This window comes from Psychrobacter sp. JCM 18903 (assembly GCF_000586475.1).
GTDB lineage: Bacteria > Pseudomonadota > Gammaproteobacteria > Pseudomonadales > Moraxellaceae > Psychrobacter.
Map to the genome: position 1 here is coordinate 17,922 of NZ_BAWJ01000012.1, position 20,295 is coordinate 38,216.

The following is a 20,295-nucleotide window of genomic DNA, read 5'->3' on the forward strand; positions in this document are numbered from 1 at the left end:
TTTATAACTCATTATAACGGTTTGCTATTAGCATAAAAAACAACCACTGATAAGACTATTAGCGGTTTAGCACGTGCTATTTAGTATTTGTGCTCTAAAATCCATAAACCGCTTTAACTTACATGACCGCCTTGCCATTTATCAATGAACTCACCATTGGGATCGTATTGCTGGGTTTGCTTGCTAAGATTAAATTGCCGACATCCTCTTGGATCAGCGCCTACGCCCGCTAGATATTGCCAATTCCCCCAATTACTCGCGACATCATAATCGATAAGATGCTGCTCAAAATAGGTTGCACCGTAACGCCAGTCTAAACCCAGCTCATGAATAAAGCAGCTAGCAACGATTTGTCTGCCTCGATTAGACATATACCCTGTTTGCTTTAGCTGATTCATGCAGGCATTGACGATAGGATATGGCGTGCTGCCATTCTGCCATTGCTGCAAACGCTGATCGTCAAAATGAGTAGCTGGTAATTGATGACCAATGCCCTTAAACAAAAATAGATTGCTACCGTGTTCAATCGCATACCAATAAAAATACTCGCGCCACAGTAGCTCAAACCATATCCAATACGTTGACTCATTGGCGATAATCTCACGCTCATAATGACGTAAGCGATTCAACAGTATTTTCACAGACAAGCAACCATTTGCCAGCCAAGGCGAGAATTTAGTGGAATGCGTCCAGTCATCCAATGCATTACGTGTGGTTTTATAAGTGCGCGGCGCAGCAGAATCAAAATAGTGAGTTAAATGAAGCATTGCATTTGTTTCACCACCTTTAAAGCTAAGCGCTTGCTGTGCTTGCTCATCAGATGGTTTTGTTTTAAAAAGATATTTACTATGAGCTATCAACGCATCAGGCATTGGCGGCAGCGACTTTGGTGTAGGAGAAACAGCCACCTCATCGTCAGCATTCAATAAATCATGGCTTGCTTCAACCTTTTTACGAAACTGGGTAAAGCTTTTGGGCAGGTCTTGTGTCGTTAAATCAGCGAATAGCGTATTGGTTGATTGCCTGTGCCATATTATCTGCGGATATTTGCTCTGCAAGGCAGCATAGCCTTTATTTTGATTATAATCTGCCGTGTGGCTGACACAGATATCGGTGACTTGTTGCTGCTCAATGAGCTGGCATAACTGAGTAAAGGTGTTTAAGGCAGACTCCACCTTATCTGGTGACAACTGACTCTTTGATAAATAGCTTGGCGACAGATACAGCAATCGATTACCAAGGCGCTGAAGCGATCGATCCAAATCAGCCAAGCTCTCAGACAAGAACTGCTGACGAGCAGCGCCCATCTCATTAAAGTGGTAAGCTTGACGGCTCTCTTTCGGTTCAATGCAATCAGCCAAAAAATCAGCATAGATGAGCATCAGGTTGCCTTGATTACTTTTAGCCAATGTCGCCGCTTTGACTAACGTTTCATTGTCCTTTATGCGCAAATCGTTATGAAATAAGACCAATACCGCTTTTTTGACTGACTTATTTGATGCGTTGTCTGATTGGTGATTTGACATACTCTCGATTCCCAAGTAGTGAAACGCGCTCACTTGAAGCTGATTCTAAACTATAATATTTTAGAATGTGACACACAGTATAGAGCGTGTTACCCGTTCAACTTAAGTCGCTATCCTCGTTGTTATCTGCGTTATACTAGCCATAAGCATTGACTATCACTGAGCTGACTGCTTAGATGGTTTATAACTAGGAGAATGTCATGACTCAAGAACACGCTTCCCATGAAAAGCGCAAAATCATCGATAAGTTTTTGATGAAACTCACCAAAGAGGAGCCGCAAATGTATTATGCTAGCACCTCTGAGGTCGCTCGTAGTATCCATACTATGATAAAAGAACACACCAATCGCCTGTCGGTAGAAGATCAGGCGCTCGTTAGACATATGACCGTCGAGGAGATACAAGACTTGCTAGGCTTTCACCTTAAATAATCACACTTTCAACGTTCCCATAAAAAAGCCCGCTTATTTGCAGGCTTTTTTATTATTGAAACTTTAATTTAGAGCATTGAAAATATACATCGCTTAAAACGGATACTCACGTGGCTCATGCTGCATAGATATCCAGTGAGTTCTAGTGAACTCTTCTAGCACCCACTCACCGTTAAAACGACCAATACCTGAGTTTTTCTCGCCACCGAATGGTAAGTTACTTTCATCATTGACTGAAATATCATTAATATGGGTCATGCCTGCTCTGATACCGCGAGCAAAGCGCATGCCTTTTGCCATATCTTTTGTAAATACCGCACTCGACAGACCAAACATTGAGTCATTGGCAATCGATAATGCATCATCTTCATCTTTGGCACGGATGATACCGACCAATGGTCCAAACACCTCATTACGTGACAAATCCATCTCGCGCGTCACTTCAGTAAAGATGTGCGGCGGTACAACTTGTCCTTTAATCTCACCACTTAATATCATTTTTGCGCCTTCTTGCTGCGCATTAGCGATTTTCTCTTTCAACGATTCGACTTGTTTTTTGTTAATAATCGGACCAACCGCCGTGTTTTGTTTGCTCGGATCGCCGACATTTAACGTTTTAACGTGCGCCAAGAAACGCTCAACAAAGTCATCATAAATCTCGTCTTCAACGATAATACGATTAATAGCAATACAGATTTGACCTTGATGTAAGAATTTGCCAAAGGCTGCTGCTTTGACTGCTTGCTCAATATCAGCGTCTTTTAGTACCACAAATGGGCTGTTACCACCCAACTCAAGCGCTACTTGTTTAATGTAGTCGCCGCCATTGGCCAACTCGCCAATGCGCTTACCGACTGAAGTAGAACCAGTAAATGATACAAAGCTTGGGGTTTTGTGTTCAACAATCGCATCTCCTATCTCTTTGCCTGAACCAACAACCACGTTGAGCAAGCCTTTTGGTAAACCTGCTTCTTCAAATACTTTTGCTAGCAGCAAACCACCAGTCACTGGGGTATCACTCGCAGGCTTGAGTACCACAGCGTTACCAAGTGCTAAGCTGGTGCAATAGAACGTTGGGTCAAATGTAATGGAAAGTTCCACGGACTAATGACAGCGACGACACCGATGGGCTCACGGTAAACAAAGTTTTCTTTGCCAGGGGTGTTAGATGGACGAATCTCGCCATGTACACGACTGGGGAATGTCGCAGCCTCAAGGGTAATGGCGCGGGTAGCAGCAAACTCAACCATGGCTTTAACACGGTACTGCCCGACTCTTTAATGAGCCAATCGACGATTTCATCTTGGCGCTGATCTAAAATCTCAACCACTTTATATAGCACACCTGCTCGTGTCGCTGGCGTCTGCTGTGCCCACTCTTTTTGTGCCGCACTTGCTGCTTGATACGCTTCATTAAGCTGTGCTTCTGTCGCCTGCTGAATCTTTACAAGTGTATCGCCATTGTAGGGGTTGGTATTGGTATTAACGCTATCATCTTGACCGCTTTGCCATTCCCCTGCAATGTACTGGAGGTGGAAATCATTATAGGCATTGGCTTTGGTATTATCGGTATCAGTTGACATAATTCTTCTCATTTATTTTATGGATGTTATGTTGGTTGTCAATAAAACAGTATGGGTAGCAAATTGAGGCAGATCAAAAATAACCTTTAACACAGTTATTTATATTAAATAGCCTGCGCTCGCGACATTTGATTAAGCACATCAAAACGAAACTTGCTAGACGACTGGTCTAATGCTACCATAGACCTCATATAAATAAGCGTATTTTGTCAGAAAGTATTGTTGAAAAAACGTAACGTGACCATATCAACCTTTACAATAAGCACTCATTATAAGCAACAATAAAAATCTGCATCTACCCATAGAAAGTATCATGAATAATTGTTAATAGCGCGCTAAGTAGCATTATTCGCCATACCTTATCTCTGAAATACATTCATAAAAAATATAGGAGGACATTACCATTATGTCTGCGGCCTCAACCACAATCCCACCAGATACCAAAACGCATCTGTTAGAAACAGGCTATCAACTGATTTCCAAAAAAGGTTTTACTGCCGTCGGTATCAAACAAATACTAGACACAGCCGGTATTCCTAAAGGCTCTTTTTACCATTATTTTGCCTCAAAGGAAGCGTTCGGTGAAGCTATCATCAGTCATTATTTTACTGACTATAAGATACGCTTAGACAACATTGGTCGTCAAAAAGTTAATGCCCAGCAAAAGATTTATGATTACTTTCAAAGCTGGTATGACACCCAACAAAATGGCTGTGATCATGAAAAATGCTTGGTGGTGAAGCTCAGCGCTGAGGTTGCAGATCTGTCTGAACCTATGCGCATCGCACTGAATGCTGGTTATCAGCAGACCATCAGCTGGCTTGCCGAACAAATCAAAGCAGGCTGGGCGGATGACTCTGTACCACAACCTGACAATATCGCGGCCGAGAGCATGGCAAAACGTTGGTATTTTGTTTGGCTTGGTGCCAGTTTAATCGCCAAGATTAGCCAAACCAATACACCGCTTGCAGAAGTATGGCAGATGACTACTTCTCAATTGGGACGCTAATTTCGTGCGTTAAACGCTTTTTAGCCATTTATACTTCCCTATATCTAAAGCAAAAAATTGAGTTATAAGAGAGTTTTGTAAAAATTACTAGACGACTGGTCTATTTAATGTACAATGCCCACAGTTGTAAAAACGAAAGGCTAATTTGCCACTGAGATTTTTGCACCCCATACGCCCAACACAAATATTTAATGATTTTAGGAATACTATGAATAACTTCCAATATTACAATCCAGTACGTATCGTCTTTGGTGAGGGTCAAATCAAACAACTATCGGAATTGGTCCCGACTGATGCCCGTGTGCTTATCACTTATGGTGGCGGTTCGGCACAGCGCACAGGTACGCTAGACGAAGTAAAAGAAGCCTTGGCTGCGAGCGGTACACGTACCGTATTCGAATTTGGTGGTATTGAAGCCAATCCAGAATTCACGACTCTTTTAAAAGCAGCAGACATGGTCAATGAACACAATATTGACTTTTTGCTAGCGGTCGGTGGTGGCTCAGTCATTGATGGTAGTAAATTTGTGGCATTGGTATCATCCCTCACTGAAGAAGATGGCACGACTGTCTCACGCGAACAAGCATGGAATGCACTAACCAGCTATTGCAGAGACATTGATTCTGCCATCGATTTGGGTGCTGTTTTGACCATTCCAGCCACTGGCTCTGAGATGAACTCAGGCGGCGTCATCAATTATAGTGAACGTCAAGCTAAGCTACCATTGGCAACGCACTTGCCTTCCCTAAGTTCTCAATATTAGATCCAATCAAAACACTGACATTACCTGAGCGTCAAGTGATGAATGGTGTGGCTGATGCCTTTGTCCATGTCATGGAACAGTACCTAACGTATACAGTCAATGCAAAAGTGCAAGATGCCTTTGCTGAGAGCTTGCTGAAAATCCTCATTGATGAAGGTCGTATCGTTAAACAAGATCCAGAAAACTTAGAAACTCGTAAGAATATTATGTGGACAGCGACCATGGCACTCAATGGTCTAATCGGTGCAGGCGTACCGCAAGACTGGACGACACATATGATCGGTCATGAGCTAACCTCGTTACACAGTATCGATCATGCCCGCACCCTAACCATTTTATTACCCTCAGTAATGCGTGAGCTAAAAGAAAGCAAAAAAGAGAAACTACTTCAATATGCACATAATGTCTGGAATATTACGCTTGATGATACCCATCAAGACGAAGACGCTGTCATTGAAGCCGCTATTGTCCATACCGAAAACTTCTTCCGCGACCTTGGCTTGCCCGTCAGTTTAGAAGATGCAGAACTTGATGCATCAGCTATTGATCCGATTATCAAGCAGCTTGAAGCACACAACATGGTTCAGTTAGGCGAGCACAGCAACAATGATTTAGAAGTGTCACGCCGTATTCTACAACGTGCTATTAGTAGTAAAGCTGCTTAATAAAAACACCACCGTAATAAGAAACACATATTGTTATGCTATTTATAGTAGTTGCTCAGCACTGAGTAACTACTCCATTCACTATTAAATATCAAAACCAGTAAATATTAAAATCAATAGAATCTTAAAATCAATAAATAGAAAAGGAATCTGATAATGAGCTTTGATAAACAACAAAATCAAAAAACAAACCGTCAAATCAAATTGGCAAGCCGTCCAACAGGTGAGCCAAAAGCTGAAAACTTTGATATGGTAACCAGCGATATCCCATCGCCAAATAACAATGAAATGCTGCTGCGTACCGTTTACTTATCCTTAGATCCATACATGCGTGGACGTATGAGCGATGCGAAAAGCTATGCTGATCCGCTAGAAGTGGGTGACGTCATGATGGGTGGCACGGTTGCCCAAGTCGTTGAATCCAATATCGATAAATTTGCTGTGGGTGACTTAGTGGTCTCAAACTCAGGCTGGCAAGACTATAGCGTCAGTGATGGCGAAGGCGTATTAAAGCTTGACAAAAACATGTCAAATCCCTCTTATGGTTTAGGCGTACTAGGTATGCCAGGCTTTACCGGTTACATGGGTTTGACCGACATCGGTAAGCCGCAAAAAGAGGAAACTTTGGTCGTCGCTGCTGCAACGGGTCCCGTTGGTGCAACGGTAGGTCAAGTTGGCAACCAGTATGGCTTACGTACCGTTGGTGTGGCTGGTGGCAAAGAAAAATGTGACTTTGCTGTCAATGAGCTAGGCTTTGATGTCTGTATTGACCATAAAGCGGATGACTTTGCCGAGCAATTAAAAGCGGCTTGCCCAGATGGCATCGATATCTATTACGAAAACGTCGGTGGCAAGGTGTTTGATGCCGTTATGCCATTATTAAATGCGCATGCACGTATCCCAGTCTGTGGTCTGGTCTCGCAATACAACGCCACCGAGCTGCCTGATGGTAAAGATCGTTTAGGCGTATTAATGGGCAACATTCTAAGCCGTCGTCTCACCATCAAAGGGTTTATTATTTTTGAAGAGTATGGCGATCACTTCCCAGAATTCTTAAAAACCATGAGCAAATGGGTCGAGTCAGGCGATGTTAAAACCAAAGAATATATCGCTGAAGGCTTAGACGATGCACCAAATGCCTTTGTGCGCATGCTAAATGGCGATAACTTTGGTAAAACAGTGGTTAAAGTTTCTGAGGTTGAATAACCGAACCAATGGTTCTCAGTTGGTTGAATCGCAAATAACGACTTAACAACATAATTTGCTAAGACAACCACTGAAAATGACCTCTCAACCATGAATACTGTTCTATGAATACCGCTAGCAGTCATTGCAAATACTCATATTGATTGCAGATGATTAATTAAGCATGACTGCTAACAACCCATGATTTAAGAACAACATCAATAATAAATAAGGACGACTATGAATATTTTAATGGTACTAACCTCACATGATAAGTTGGGCGATACTGGCAAAAAACGGGCTTTTGGCTAGAAGAATTTGCCGCGCCTTATTACGCTTTTATCGATGCGGGCGTCAATGTGACACTTGCTTCTCCTGCTGGCGGGCAGCCACCGCTTGATCCGAGCAGTGACACTGAAGACACGCAAACGAAAGATACCAAGCGTTTTAAAGAAGACAGCGACGCTCAAAAGCATCTTGCCAATACTGAAAAACTCGCTGATATGAACGCTGAAGATTTTGATTCAGTCTTTTATCCAGGCGGTCATGGTCCACTATGGGACTTGGCAGTCGATAAAAATTCGATTAATTTGATTGAGACGTTTGTCAAACAAGACAAACCTGTCGCCTTTGTTTGTCATTCTCCAGCCGCTCTTAAAAATGTCAAAATTGACGGTGAGTATTTAGTCAAAGGCAAAACAGTGACTGGCTTTACTAATTCAGAAGAAGACGCCGTTGGTCTAACAGATGTCGTGCCATTCTTAGTAGAAGATGCACTAAAAGCCAATGGTGGTAACTATGAAAAAGCCGCTGATTGGGAATCATTTGTGGTCGAAGATGGCTTGCTGATTACTGGACAAAACCCAGCTTCATCAGAGGAAGCTGCCAAGCGCTTAATCACTAAGCTGAAAGGTTAATATTTTTTTAACGTTAATATAATAGACCATGCAAAAAGGCCACTATCATGATTCGCTTACATCATCTCAACCAGTCTCGCTCATTACGTATTTTATGGCTTTTAGAAGAGCTGGGCGTGCCTTATGAGATCATTAGTCATCAACGCGATCCTAATACTCATTTGGCACCAGACAGTTTAAAGGCGGTACATCCACTCGGTAAATCTCCGGTTATCGAGATGGATGGTCAACTTTATGCCGAGTCGGGTGCAATCACTGAGTTATTGATTGAGCGATTTGCGCCAGAGCGCTTACGTCCTACGACTGATAGCGTAGACTATGGACATTATCTGCAATGGATTAACTTTGCTGAAAGCTCGCTCATGTTGCCGTTATTACTGGAGCTATTTACCAAAAAAGCCGGTATCGTCGATAACGAGTTTTTAGATGGTTATATCAGTCAAGAAAAACACAGACTGTTGAGCTATCTAAACGAGGAAGTTGCAGATAAGCCATTTATCGTTGGTCATAAGCTAAGCGGCGCTGACTTTATGCTGTCTTTTGACTTAATCATGCTGGCTAAGCGTGAAGCGTTAGATGATTATCCGCATATCAAGCAGTATGCTTTACAACTCGCCAGTCTTGATAGCTATCAGCGCAGCATGCGTTTAGAGGCGAATTATGATTACTCTATTTAGTACCATGGTCTAACTGTTTATCGACTATTTAATGTATAAAAAAACAGCTCTTTATAGAGCTGTTTTTATGGGTGAAAATGACCTGAGTCGTAGCTATGTGACATATAGTCAAGGAATTTTAGAATCGCTACAAGGCGACCGACCGCAGATAGTACACTGAGTACATCTATGGCGGGTAAAGCCGTAGCAGTTTAAAAGTGCTCTGACTATAGCACTGTGTTTCTTATCGTCTATCATTGACAGACAGCTGCATCTATCTTTTAACTTGATTTTCAATGTGTTAGTTATGCGTGATAAATGCTCAACAAAAATTATGATAAAATATTCAAAACAGGGTTTAGAATACTTTTTTGGTTTTATCAGCCTACTAAATGACTTTCTGTTAAATGACTTTTTATTAAATGACTTTGAACGTCTTGAGCTTCATGACTATCCGACGAGCGCGATGCTTGTTTAACAACGGCTATACACCATTTTATCCCTCTACGCAGATTATCCATCCATGAGTACTGAATACCAGTTTAAGCCCCATGAACGACCATTCATGCTTGGCTCGCCTGCCACCCCTGATCACCCTGTGCGCCGTAAAGTATTTTATTTACTGATTGGTATTTTTATCGGCTTAACTGCCAGCTTTCAGAACGGTCTATTGGTCGCGAATCTCACTCAAATCCAAGGCGAAATGGGTTTAACGCCCGTAGAAGGTGGCTGGATATCAGTCGCCTACAATATGACCAATGCTTGTGTCACGGTGCTGCTGTACAAAATTCGCCAGCAATTTGGCATGTCGTTATTTAGCAAAATCACTTTGTTCTTTTTATTGGCAGCCACCAGTATGCAGTGGTTGGTCAGTAGCAATCTACTCAGTACGACGATTGGGGTTAGCATTGAGCCTTATTATTTAGAACTGCTCGCCCGTGGCTTTAGTGGTGTGGTGGCTAGTGCGATGACGGTATTGTCTATTTTTTATTGTCTACAAGGCATGCCAACTGCTCGGCGTATCAGCGGACTTATTTTGGGCTTTGGCTTGGTGCAGTTTGGCATTCCACTGTCACGGATTATCTCGCCTTATTTAGCCGTTGATGGTCAGCTTGAAGGTTTATTTTTATTTCAAGTGGGACTATCGCTGATTTGCTTTGGGCTTATTAATATTCTTGAGCTACCACCGGGCAACACGGAAAAGGTCTTTGAAAAACTTGATTTGGTGAGTTTTGGCTTTTTTGCCAGTGGTCTTGCCGCCCTATCGGTATTTTTAGTACAAGGTAGAATTCAATGGTGGACAATGCCTTGGCTTAGCTATCCATTGATCATTGCCGTCGTGACTATCTCGATTGCTTTATGGATTGAGACGCACCGCAAAAACCCAATGCTACAAGTGCGCTGGATGCGTAGTCGCACCATTATTGCCTTTATGATTACTGGTGCCGTCATGCGTATTTTGCTGTCTGAGCAAAGTGTGGGCGCCGCAGGATTATTAGCAAACCTTGGTTATGGTAATGACCAGCTGATTGTTTTTTATGCGATCATCTTGGTGGCTAGCATACTGGCATTAGTGATTAGCATTTTTACCACCAAGGCGACGGATCTGCGCCGACCCGTGATTTTTGCGGTTGCCTTGATTGCGATTGGTGCATGGGTAGATACGGGTGTGTCGCTAAACTCTGCCCCTTATATGTTCTATTTCAGTCAGTTTATAATCGCTTTTGCTGCCGTTTATTTCATGGGACCAATGGTATTTGAAGGTATGTTTCGCGCCATTGCTAACGGACCTGCCTACATTATTAGCTTTTCGGTGATTTTTGGTATCTCACAAACGATCGGCGGTTTGGCAGGCGCGGCAGGTATTCAAGCATTTACTACCATTCGTACTCAGATGCATTATACCGATATGGTCAGTTCAATGAATACCACTGATCCTGCTACGATGACCCAAATGCTACAGAGTGTGCAACGTCAAGCAACGGTCGCCGCTTATGACGATTTATTCTTTTTGATGGCGGTGAGCGCCACTATCACTGCGTTATATTTATTGATGGTTTATTTTTACTACCTTTATCATAAACGCAATCCACTTGGTAAAGAACTTGCCGCATTGGCAGAAATGATGGGCAAAAAATAACAGGTGATAATTATATCGATTTGTTGCTGTTACCTTTTCTTCTTATGCTAATTACTATATTTTAAAAAGTTATCCACTATGTTTACTAATCTCATTAGGAGCGCGTCATGAGCGAAGACAAATTAAATGATCTTGATGACCATAATCAAGACACCGCTCAAGATGCCACCCAAAACGCTGCTGGAAACAATCAGATACCATCCGATGCAACCACCATAGAGGGGCCTCTAAAGCAATCGAAAAATGATGATACTGTAACCGTACCGAAAAAAGAAGACCCGGTAGTGACGTCAGTTGCTGATGCTGATGAAACGCCAATGCCGCCAAAAGAACCTATTCCTGACGCTACAGGTTGGTCGCCTAAAAAGAAATCCTACTTCAACCTAGGTTTATTGATTGTCTTAATTATTATTGGTGTGCTTTTGATTCTTTATGCGTGGAAGCTACCGCCCTTTACGCCTACGGTTCAGCAGACTAACAATGCTTTTATTAAGGGTCGAACGACGATTATCAGCCCGCAAGTTTCTGGTTATGTTACCGAAGTAGCAGTACAAGATTTTAAAAATGTACAAGCCGGTGATTTGTTGGTTAAGATAGACGACCGCGCCTTTCAGCAGCAGCTCGAACAAGCACAAGCCAATATCGAAGTCGCTATGACCGACCGCTCAAGCAATGCGCAAGATACTGGCACTAGTCAAGCACAAATCGAAGCACGTAAAGCGGACTTATATAGCGCCAAAGTCAGCGTCGATAGTGCACGCGAGGATGTCAAGCGCTATCAAGGACTTGATGCTATTGGTGCTGTGTCGAAAGCAGAAGTTGCTCATGCCCAAGCTCAGCTCGCACAAGCACAAGCTGGCGTTCAGCAGGCAGAAGCCAATTTACAAGTTGCCCTTGAGGCCAGCAAAAAACCAGTGGCAGTCGCTCATCACTCGATGCCAATATTAAAAATGCAGAAGCAGTTGCCAAACAAGCCCAGATTAATTTAGACAATACGATTATTACTGCCCCTGAATCAGGACAACTGAGTCAAGTCAGCGTCAAAGCTGGGCAATATGTCAGCGCGGGCACACAGCTCATGTATGTGGTTCCAGATGGTGTATGGATTATTGCCAACTTTAAAGAGACTCAAGTAGCAAATATGACTGTCGGTGAGCCTGCGACTATTCACGTCGATGCGCTGAGCGGCATTAAATTTCGTGGTCATGTCAGTAATATTTCACCAGCGACTGGCAGTGAATTTAGCGCTGGCGCATCAAATCCTGCAACTGGCAATTATATTAAAATCGCTCAGCGTATTCCGGTACGGATAGACTTAGACCAAGGGCAACCTGAGCTTGCTAAATTGCGCCCCGGTATGTCTGTTTCAGTAGATGTCGATACTAAAACGAATTAGGCTTGTTGAACATTCACCTATAGGCACTGCTGGGCGCTAACCCTGCCCCGAGAAGACACAAAATAAAAAGCCAGTCCAGATGTCATAAACACTATGACGCCTAGACTGGCTTTTCTACTTATATAATAATATAAGTAGAGCGCTTGGGTTAAGGTAGAAGGCGTTTGGTAATCCAGCTTCGTTATTGTCTTTGGTATAGATAATCCGGTCATGCATGCGATTGGCACGACCTTGCCAAAACTCAATCTCATGAATGGTAATCTCGTAACCACCCCAAAATTCTGGTGTTGGCACTTGGCTATCTTTTGGATATTGGTTTTGTAGCTCATCAAACTTGGCTTGCATTACCTCACGATTAGCAACTTCACCACTTTGAGGTTGGCTGACCCACGCACCCACCTGACTGTCGTGGGGACGCTTTTGAAAGTAAGCAGCTGACTTATTAGCATCGATTTTAGCAATACTGCCACTAATACGTACTTGGCGCTCCAACTCATGCCAAAAAAACAGCACTTCAGCATTCGGGTTTTCGGCAATGTCTTGACCTTTAGCACTTTCATAATTCGTGTAAAAAATCACACCATTCTCGGTAATCTCACGCATGAGAACAATACGTACACTTGGTTTATTATCAGCACCGCACGTTGCAAGACTCATGGCATAAGGCTCTTGGACTTTTTGCGCTATCGCCTCATTCATCCATTCTTTTAGTAGCTCAAATGGAGAGTCTGGGACGGACTGTTGATCAAGCTCACCTTTTTCGTATGACAAACGCTGATCGGTAAAATCCATGCTCATAAAATCTTCCTTATTTTAATATAACTATATTATGACGTTAGCCCAATACTGCTTTGATATGGTCAGCCAAATCATTTGCCAACACGTCACATTCTATTTCATCATCCGACTCAACCATCACACGTATCATAGGTTCTGTACCTGATTGGCGAATGAGCAGACGACCGCGACCCTCTAAAGTGGCCTGTGCTTTTGCAAAAGCAGCAACCAGCTCTTCATGCTCAAACGGATCTTGCATTTTACTTAAGCGCACATTGACCAGTTTTTGTGGCAATTTTTCAAAGCCTTCGGTCAAATCACTGAGCGCTTTACCACGTGCTTCCATCACCGCAAGCACTTGCAAGCCGGCGATAATGGCATCACCCGTACGACTCTTATCTAAACATAGAATATGACCCGATGGTTCGCCGCCCAGTATCCAGCCATTTGCTTCAAGCTCATGCATCACATAACGATCGCCTACTTTTGCACGTGTAAATTTAATATCTGCCGCTTTGAGTGCCAACTCTAAGCCCATGTTACTCATGAGCGTACCAACACACCTTTCGCCTTAGTCTGACCTTGGGTAGCAAGTACGTATAAAATGCCATCGCCGTCGACCAGATTACCAGCCTCATCAACCATCACAATACGATCGCCATCACCGTCTAGTGCGATACCAACATCTGCCTCGTGCTCAATCACTGCTTTCTGTAAGCCTTCAGGATGGGTAGAGCCGCAGTCGGCATTGATATTGATGCCATCAGGCGTATTGTTAATAGCAATCACATTGGCACCCAACTCACGCATGACTCTTGGTGCCACGCTATAGCCTGCACCATTGGCACAATCTACGACGACAGTCAGATGACTCAAGTCGTACTGATAAGGAAAACTACCTTTACAGAATTCGATATAGCGACCTTTGGCATCATTGATTCGATTATTTTTCCCCAATTGTGCTGGATCAAGAATAGGCATGATCACGTTATTGTCCGCCTCAGAGGCACTCATAATCGCTTTTAGCTTGTCATTAATAGAGTTTTGCATCTCATCAGTCAGCTTTTTGCCATCTCCTGAAAACAGCTTGATACCGTTATCATAGTAAGGATTGTGCGACGCTGAAATAACTACCCCAGCATCTGCATTGAAACTACGGGTCAAATGCGCAATCGCTGGTGTGGGTAATGGTCCAAGCATATGCACATCAACACCAGCGGCATTAAACCCCGCTTGCAATGCGCCTTCAATCACATAACCTGACAGCCGCGTATCCTTACCGATGACCACGCTTGGCTTGCGCGCAGGATTGTCATTATTCTCTATCAGCACACGTCCCGTCACATAGCCCAATTTTAAAATAAAGTCTGGTGTGATCGGCGACTCACCGAATTTTCCGCGAATACCATCGGTGCCAAAGTAGCTCATTATGTATGCTCCCAAATCTAAGAGTGAAAACCAGACGAATACGCAAACAATAACGTATAAACAGTCTAAGTAGTTATTATTATAATCCGCTTGTGTATTTTACAAAAAAAACAGCCAACAATAACAAGGCATTGTTGGCTGTTTGTATCTTAAAGTCACTGCAGCCCTGCAAAATAGCTATCGTTGACATAATGCAGGATTATAAAACACCTTTTAGTTCACACGATAGTTCGGTGCTTCTTTAGTGATTTGAACATCATGGACATGCGACTCTTTCATACCCGCCGATGTCACTTTAATGAACTGTGGATTGGTACGCATATCTTCGATGGTCGCAGAGCCAGTATAACCCATTGATGAGCGCAAACCGCCAACCAACTGATTAACAATACCAGCAACTGGACCTTTATAAGGAACTCGGCCTTCGATACCTTCTGGTACTAATTTTTCTACACCATCTTTGGCATCTTGGAAGTAACGGTCTGATGAACCATTTGAGCCTGACATCGCACCAAGGCTACCCATACCGCGGTAAGCTTTGTAGTAACGACCTTGGAACAGCTCAACTTCACCCGGCGCTTCTTCAGTGCCAGCCATCAATGAGCCTACCATGATGCACGAAGCACCAGCGGCAATAGCTTTTGCCATATCACCTGAATAGCGAATACCACCATCAGCAATTAGTGGAATACTGTCTTTTAATGCGCTAGCGACGTTATCGATGGCTGAGATTTGCGGCACACCGATACCAGCGATGATACGCGTAGTACAGATAGAACCAGGGCCAATACCGACTTTCACCGCATCAGCGCCTGCATCACGTAGTGCAAGTGCAGCATCCCCTGTTGCGATATTGCCACCGATGACTTGTACGTGTGGATAGTGCTTTTTAATCCAAGACACCTTATCAATCACGCCTTTTGAATGACCATGTGCGGTATCAACCACGATGATATCGACGTCAGCAGCGATTAACGCTTCAACGCGCGCTTGGGTATCTGCACCAGTACCAACAGCAGCACCAACACGCAGACGACCTTGCTCATCTTTACAAGCATTTGGATTGTTTTCAGCTTTTGCAAAATCATTAACCGTAATCAAACCACGTAAGCGGAAATGATCGTCGATAACGATGACTTTTTCAATGCGGTGTTCATGTAGCAGACGCTTGATGTTTTCGTTGCTTTCACCTTCATGTACTGTCACCAACTGATCTTTTGGCGTCATGATTTTACTAACTGGCAAAGACAGATTGGTTTCAAAGCGCCAATCTCTGTGAGTCACAATACCCACGACATTATCAGTGCCTCTTTCTACCACAGGTACGCCTGAGATATTATTGTCTTGCGTCAGCTGTAGCAGATCACCAATCGTCATCTCTGGATGCACAGTAATCGGATCTACAACCGTACCTGCTTCAAATTTTTTGACGCGGCGTACTTGTGTCGCTTGCTTGGCGATATCCATGCTCTTGTGCAAGATACCCATACCACCTAGTTGTGCCATCGTAATGGCCATTTCAGATTCGGTCACGGTATCCATCGCGGCAGAAATCAGCGGTAGATTCAGCGTGATATTTTTGGTCAAACGGGTAGTCAGATCGGCAGTTTTTGGCAAGACTTCAGAATAAGCTGGCAACAATAAAACGTCATCAAAGGTTAAGGCTTCATCGACAATTCGCAACATACAGACCCCTAGTGGTGGTTATTTTGATGGGTGGGATATTTTTGGCATTAAGACAATCAACCAAAATCACCGATATGACTTTATGAAGCTAAAGTCTTAAAATTAAAGACCTCGTATCACAAAGTTTTAGATAATCAGCAATGAGCCAGCCGGTGTTTGTGATTAAACAAACAGAGACACTCGAAAATTGCAATTGATTGATGCTAATAAGTTTGCACAAATATAGCACGCCCCTACTCTTAATCGCTCATTTATCCCTTAAAAATAACGCCATATTATAACAAATAATCAGACAAATCGCATGCTATATTTGTCAGCTTATTTTGCTAGCGCTTGTCTATCGATATCGACGTCTGTAAAGCTCAGCTATTTAAAAGCATAGAAAGTATACTCAATCGTCGGTTACTGGTCTTTACCCTTCAATATCAAACGTTCAGCAGGCAGATAAGCTTTTTGTTTGCTATATAAATAATTTAGCATCTGCTCACGTATCTCACAGGCCAGTGTCCATGCTTCTATGGGACCTACCGCTGAAACAGCGCCGCGCAAGTGAATAATGTTGGCAGTCACCTCAACGACAAACATTTCAGGCTCAGTTTTGTTATCCCAAAGCTTATTGTCTTTAACCGCCGATATAAATTGCTGGCGAATGGCATCAATATCTGCACCATAATCGACATATAAAAACACAGGACAGGTCTGATGTACTTCGGTATGTGACCAGTTTTCTACCGTTTCGGTGATCAGTTCACGCATCGGCACGATCAATCGACGTTCATCCCATGTTTTGAGTACCGCATACGTATAACGCAGGTCTTCAACGGTACTAAAGTTGCCATCCATTATCACACTATCACCAATCCGTACTGGCTGGGTCACGGCCACCTGTACCCCAGCAATGATGTTACCCAGTATCGGCTGCGCGGCAATTCCGATGACCACGCCTGCGATACCAGCCGAGGTCAATAGCGTCTTACCAAGGCCTTCCATGTTGGCAAATTCACTGAGACCAATCCAAATACTGCCCAAAATCATGACAAAAATAAAGACGCGGCGAAATATCGATACATAAGTACGGCGACGGCGCTCTTTATCAAAGTGCTCTTCAGCCAGATTTTCAATTTGTAGGCTTTGATAGCGATTAGCAAAAAAGTTAATAACTCGAATGCCAAGCCATAAGGTACTAAACACTAGCCCAATCCAGATAAGCGGACGAGTCGATGAAGCTACCGCATCCAAATAAGGAAAGCCCCCTGACACCAAAGTAAAGACGAGCAAAAAACTGATGGTAAAAGTCAACGGCACGGTCAGCTTATTAACCAAATCTGCCACGCCATTCGTACTACCAACATAATTGCTGTATTTTTCATCGTCGATATAACGGCTGATGATTTTTTCCGTGCCTTTACTGAGTAACCACCCTACTCCCATGGTCACTAAGAAAAACAGTGCTAATGCCAAAAACTCCCATAGTGCGATACTAAAAATCTTAAGTTTTAACCACCCAGGTAAATAACGCTCAAATTCCGCTGGATGATATTGCTCATAGAGATTGTCGATATTATCAACTGTCTGTGCAGAAAACACCCAAATAGGCGCAGCTTCACCAACCCGTACTCGTTGCAAATAGATGGGAACACGGCGCTCACGATAGTCGATATAGCTAGCTGAATCGAACGTCTAGGGATACCCATGATACTACTGGTATTGCCAAGTGGCGGCTCGATTAAACCATCTGGGCGATCTGGCAGGTCATCAAAAACGTAAAGCTCTTTTTCCGTTAACAAAAAATCCAACCGTTTTGATAACTCAAGCGCGTGGTTACGCTGAATTTTCTGATCGATTAAATTCATGTTGAGTGCATAAGCAGCCAAGTCGTATTGTTGCTTCATGACCGCCGATTGAAAAAATTCTAAAGTCGCTAGTGGCGTGGTTAAATTTGGCGGCTCCGATAATGGCGGCAAGCCTACATTGAGCTTGTCTAGCAAATAATAACCTTCATTGTATTCACCCGTCAGTCCAGAATCTCCCTGCAAATTACCCGCTTGCTCTACTGCATTGCGCTCGGTAGGATCAAATATTTCTTCTGCAACACCAGAGATGCTGAGGCTTTCGCTTTAATTGTATTGATTTTCTGAGTGGCATATTCAGCCAGATTATCGGGCTTGCTGATTGAAGTTGATGATGAGCTAGACTGCTCATCCGCAGCTTGTTCGCTGTCGCTTTGCATATCACTAGTGCTTGCGGCATTAGCGGATGCAAACACAGCACTCATGCTGACTATAAAAAAAACAATAGTAATGACAAAGTACTGGCGCGCACATTCCAACGCTGGGGGTTAGGATAGTGGTCACTGTCGGTATCAATTGCTATACGATGACAGCCAACAATGCTTTTTTTGAGAATATTCATATTTTAAAAGCCATTAATTCACTTGATGTTTGCATCTCTTGAAGTTTGCCTACAAAGCTTATTCTTACATATATTGCATAGCCAATTTAGCTTCATCTTTCTTGTTTGACTGCAATTTATCTTGTTTTTAGCACCATTTTTAGAATGATGATATACCCTAGTTTAGCCTATAAAAAAGCCAGCTCAAAGCTGACTTAGTTTATGACTATCTATATGAGTGTTCTGTAACATGATTGCCTTAAGCGCGGCGCCATGTTGTGCCAGCACGGCTGTCTTCAAGCTCAATACCAGCATCTTTTAGTTGCTCACGTATCTCATCAGCACGCGCAAAGTTTTTGTTGGTTTTGGCGTCCGCACGCTCAATAATTAAACCATCGATAGTGTCATCGGTTAAACCATCATCCGCCTTGTCACCAATCACTGCTTGCAAAAACTGTTGAACTGGCTGCTGTAAAATATTGAGTACCTGTGCCAACGTTTTGAGCTGCTCTGCTAATTGCCATGCGGTGTCTACGTCTTCGGCTTTAATAGCTTTATTAATATCACGCGCCAGCCCAAACAATACGCTAATCGCCGTTGAACTATTAAAGTCATCGTTCATGCTTTGATGAAATCTTGCCCAGCACTGCTGCTATAAGCATCATTTATCAGCGTATCACTGACTACGAGCGTCTGCCCTTTTTGTTGTTCGGCCAATTTTAACACATTATATAATCTGCTTAGGCTATTATGTGCTTCATCCAATGCGTTATCAGAAAAATTGACTTGGCTGCGATAATGGCTTGATAGTAAGAAAAAGCGCACCGTTTCAGGTAGGTATTTTGCTATCACATCGCGAATGGTTGAAAAGTTCGCTAATGACTTAGACATTTTTTCGCCATCGACATTAATGAAACCGACATGCATCCAGTTACGCGCGTATTCACAGCCAGTCGCGGCTTCAGACTGCGCTATCTCGTTTTCGTGATGCGGAAACTGTAAGTCGTGACCACCGCCATGAATATCAAAGGTACTACCCAAGCACTTGGTCGACATCGCTGAGCATTCGATATGCCAACCTGGACGCCCTTGACCCCATGGTGACGCCCATTGTGGCTCATTAGGTTTTGCTGCCTTCCATAAGACAAAATCAAACGGATTGCGTTTGTCATTTTCGACATCGACACGTGAACCTGCTTGCATCTCATCGAGATTACGCTTAGATAATTTACCATAATCTGCAAAATTATCGACGGCATAGTAGACATCACCATTGTCGCCTGTGTACGCATAATTACCTGTAACCAGCGTCTCAATCATGTGTTGCATGTCATCAATATGGTCAGTCGCCCGCGGCTCAGCATCAGGTGCCAAGCAACCAAGTGCTGCGAAATCTTCGTGCATGGCTTCAATAAAACGCTGCGTTAACGTACCAATCTCTTCGCCATTCTCGGCGGCGCGCGCGATGATTTTGTCATCAATATCGGTGATATTGCGCACATAATTAACGTCATAACCCAATTGCGTAAGCCAACGTACCACCATATCAAACCCAATCATCATTCGAGCATGCCCAATATGACAATAATCATAAACGGTCATACCGCACACATACATGCCTACTTGCCCTGATTTGAGTGGTACAAACTGACGTTTTCCGCCAGTCAGTGAGTCATAAATAGCAAGCTGAGACATCGCATCGGCAAGTGGTGTGGTCATGGTTAAAAAGCCTTTTAATATAAA

At 43.2% G+C, this 20,295-nt stretch carries 13 protein-coding genes and 6 pseudogenes; 9 read left to right on the plus strand and 10 right to left on the minus strand.

Annotated elements, in window-relative coordinates; translation table 11 throughout:
• Positions 1-113: 113 nt before the first annotated feature.
• The gene (locus TT12_RS09450) at positions 114-1,526 is read right to left on the minus strand and encodes a DASH family cryptochrome (RefSeq protein WP_045454279.1); all 1,413 of its coding nucleotides are present in this window, start codon (positions 1,524-1,526) and stop codon (positions 114-116) included.
• Positions 1,527-1,726: 200 nt separating this feature from the next.
• On the opposite strand from TT12_RS09450, the gene TT12_RS09455 reads away from it, so the two are divergent.
• Positions 1,727-1,957 (plus strand): hypothetical protein, encoded by a 231-nt coding sequence (locus TT12_RS09455; protein WP_045454282.1) that lies wholly within the window; start codon positions 1,727-1,729, stop codon positions 1,955-1,957.
• A 93-nt stretch (positions 1,958-2,050) separates the two neighbouring features.
• Here TT12_RS09455 and TT12_RS09460 read toward each other — a convergent pair.
• Positions 2,051-3,539: pseudogene (locus tag TT12_RS09460) on the minus strand (aldehyde dehydrogenase family protein).
• Between the two features lie 406 nt (positions 3,540-3,945).
• On the opposite strand from TT12_RS09460, the gene TT12_RS09465 reads away from it, so the two are divergent.
• From TT12_RS09465 to TT12_RS17235, 8 genes and pseudogenes are all read left to right on the plus strand, one after another.
• Positions 3,946-4,548, plus strand: a complete 603-nt coding sequence (locus tag TT12_RS09465) for a TetR/AcrR family transcriptional regulator (RefSeq protein WP_045454283.1) — start codon at positions 3,946-3,948, stop codon at positions 4,546-4,548.
• Positions 4,549-4,756: 208 nt separating this feature from the next.
• Positions 4,757-5,976, plus strand: a pseudogene (locus tag TT12_RS09470) (iron-containing alcohol dehydrogenase).
• A 156-nt stretch (positions 5,977-6,132) separates the two neighbouring features.
• Positions 6,133-7,182, plus strand: a complete 1,050-nt coding sequence (curA, locus tag TT12_RS09475; protein ID WP_045454287.1) for an NADPH-dependent curcumin/dihydrocurcumin reductase — start codon at positions 6,133-6,135, stop codon at positions 7,180-7,182.
• 219 nt (positions 7,183-7,401) lie between these two features.
• Positions 7,402-8,078, plus strand: a pseudogene (locus tag TT12_RS09480) (type 1 glutamine amidotransferase domain-containing protein).
• Positions 8,079-8,125: 47 nt separating this feature from the next.
• Entirely contained in the window at positions 8,126-8,755 is a 630-nt protein-coding gene (locus TT12_RS09485) for a glutathione S-transferase family protein (protein WP_045454290.1), read from the plus strand.
• Between the two features lie 502 nt (positions 8,756-9,257).
• Positions 9,258-10,874, plus strand: a complete 1,617-nt coding sequence (locus tag TT12_RS09490; RefSeq protein ID WP_045454293.1) for an efflux MFS transporter permease — start codon at positions 9,258-9,260, stop codon at positions 10,872-10,874.
• 107 nt (positions 10,875-10,981) lie between these two features.
• A complete protein-coding gene (locus tag TT12_RS09495) occupies positions 10,982-11,863 on the plus strand; it encodes an HlyD family secretion protein (RefSeq protein ID WP_243443552.1) in 882 nt (293 codons plus the stop codon).
• Positions 11,864-11,952: 89 nt separating this feature from the next.
• Positions 11,953-12,270: a hypothetical protein gene (locus tag TT12_RS17235; protein WP_502685177.1), complete on the plus strand. Its 318-nt coding sequence runs from the start codon at positions 11,953-11,955 to the stop codon at positions 12,268-12,270.
• Between the two features lie 148 nt (positions 12,271-12,418).
• Here the strand turns inward: TT12_RS17235 and pdxH are convergent.
• The 8 genes and pseudogenes from pdxH to cysS all read right to left on the minus strand — a co-directional run bounded on the left by pdxH (position 12,419) and on the right by cysS (position 20,271).
• A pseudogene (gene pdxH, locus TT12_RS09500) lies at positions 12,419-13,062 on the minus strand (pyridoxamine 5'-phosphate oxidase).
• Between the two features lie 43 nt (positions 13,063-13,105).
• A pseudogene (gene glmM, locus TT12_RS09505) lies at positions 13,106-14,475 on the minus strand (phosphoglucosamine mutase).
• 213 nt (positions 14,476-14,688) lie between these two features.
• The gene (gene guaB, locus TT12_RS09510; protein ID WP_045454296.1) at positions 14,689-16,161 is read right to left on the minus strand and encodes an IMP dehydrogenase; all 1,473 of its coding nucleotides are present in this window, start codon (positions 16,159-16,161) and stop codon (positions 14,689-14,691) included.
• Between the two features lie 402 nt (positions 16,162-16,563).
• The gene (locus tag TT12_RS18870; RefSeq protein WP_306304338.1) at positions 16,564-17,592 is read right to left on the minus strand and encodes a mechanosensitive ion channel family protein; all 1,029 of its coding nucleotides are present in this window, start codon (positions 17,590-17,592) and stop codon (positions 16,564-16,566) included.
• Positions 17,593-17,657: 65 nt separating this feature from the next.
• A complete protein-coding gene (locus TT12_RS17245) occupies positions 17,658-18,197 on the minus strand; it encodes a hypothetical protein (protein WP_243443553.1) in 540 nt (179 codons plus the stop codon).
• Positions 18,198-18,211: 14 nt separating this feature from the next.
• A complete protein-coding gene (locus TT12_RS17250) occupies positions 18,212-18,427 on the minus strand; it encodes a hypothetical protein (protein WP_243443554.1) in 216 nt (71 codons plus the stop codon).
• Positions 18,428-18,441: 14 nt separating this feature from the next.
• Positions 18,442-18,573, minus strand: a complete 132-nt coding sequence (locus TT12_RS18430) for a hypothetical protein (protein WP_279378860.1) — start codon at positions 18,571-18,573, stop codon at positions 18,442-18,444.
• A 238-nt stretch (positions 18,574-18,811) separates the two neighbouring features.
• A pseudogene (gene cysS, locus TT12_RS09520) lies at positions 18,812-20,271 on the minus strand (cysteine--tRNA ligase).
• Positions 20,272-20,295: the final 24 nt, after the last annotated feature.

Bases quoted from the DNA above. Each gene is read 5' to 3' on its own strand.
- TT12_RS09450 (WP_045454279.1), bottom strand. From the start codon at position 1,526: ATGTCAAATCACCAATCAGACAACGCATCAAATAAGTCAGTCAAAAAA.
- TT12_RS09455 (WP_045454282.1), top strand. From the start codon at position 1,727: ATGACTCAAGAACACGCTTCCCATGAAAAGCGCAAAATCATCGATAAG.
- TT12_RS09465 (WP_045454283.1), top strand. From the start codon at position 3,946: ATGTCTGCGGCCTCAACCACAATCCCACCAGATACCAAAACGCATCTG.
- curA (WP_045454287.1), top strand. From the start codon at position 6,133: ATGAGCTTTGATAAACAACAAAATCAAAAAACAAACCGTCAAATCAAA.
- TT12_RS09485 (WP_045454290.1), top strand. From the start codon at position 8,126: ATGATTCGCTTACATCATCTCAACCAGTCTCGCTCATTACGTATTTTA.
- TT12_RS09490 (WP_045454293.1), top strand. From the start codon at position 9,258: ATGAGTACTGAATACCAGTTTAAGCCCCATGAACGACCATTCATGCTT.
- TT12_RS09495 (WP_243443552.1), top strand. From the start codon at position 10,982: ATGAGCGAAGACAAATTAAATGATCTTGATGACCATAATCAAGACACC.
- TT12_RS17235 (WP_502685177.1), top strand. From the start codon at position 11,953: ATGTATGTGGTTCCAGATGGTGTATGGATTATTGCCAACTTTAAAGAG.
- guaB (WP_045454296.1), bottom strand. From the start codon at position 16,161: ATGTTGCGAATTGTCGATGAAGCCTTAACCTTTGATGACGTTTTATTG.
- TT12_RS18870 (WP_306304338.1), bottom strand. From the start codon at position 17,592: ATGGGAGTAGGGTGGTTACTCAGTAAAGGCACGGAAAAAATCATCAGC.
- TT12_RS18430 (WP_279378860.1), bottom strand. From the start codon at position 18,573: ATGAATATTCTCAAAAAAAGCATTGTTGGCTGTCATCGTATAGCAATT.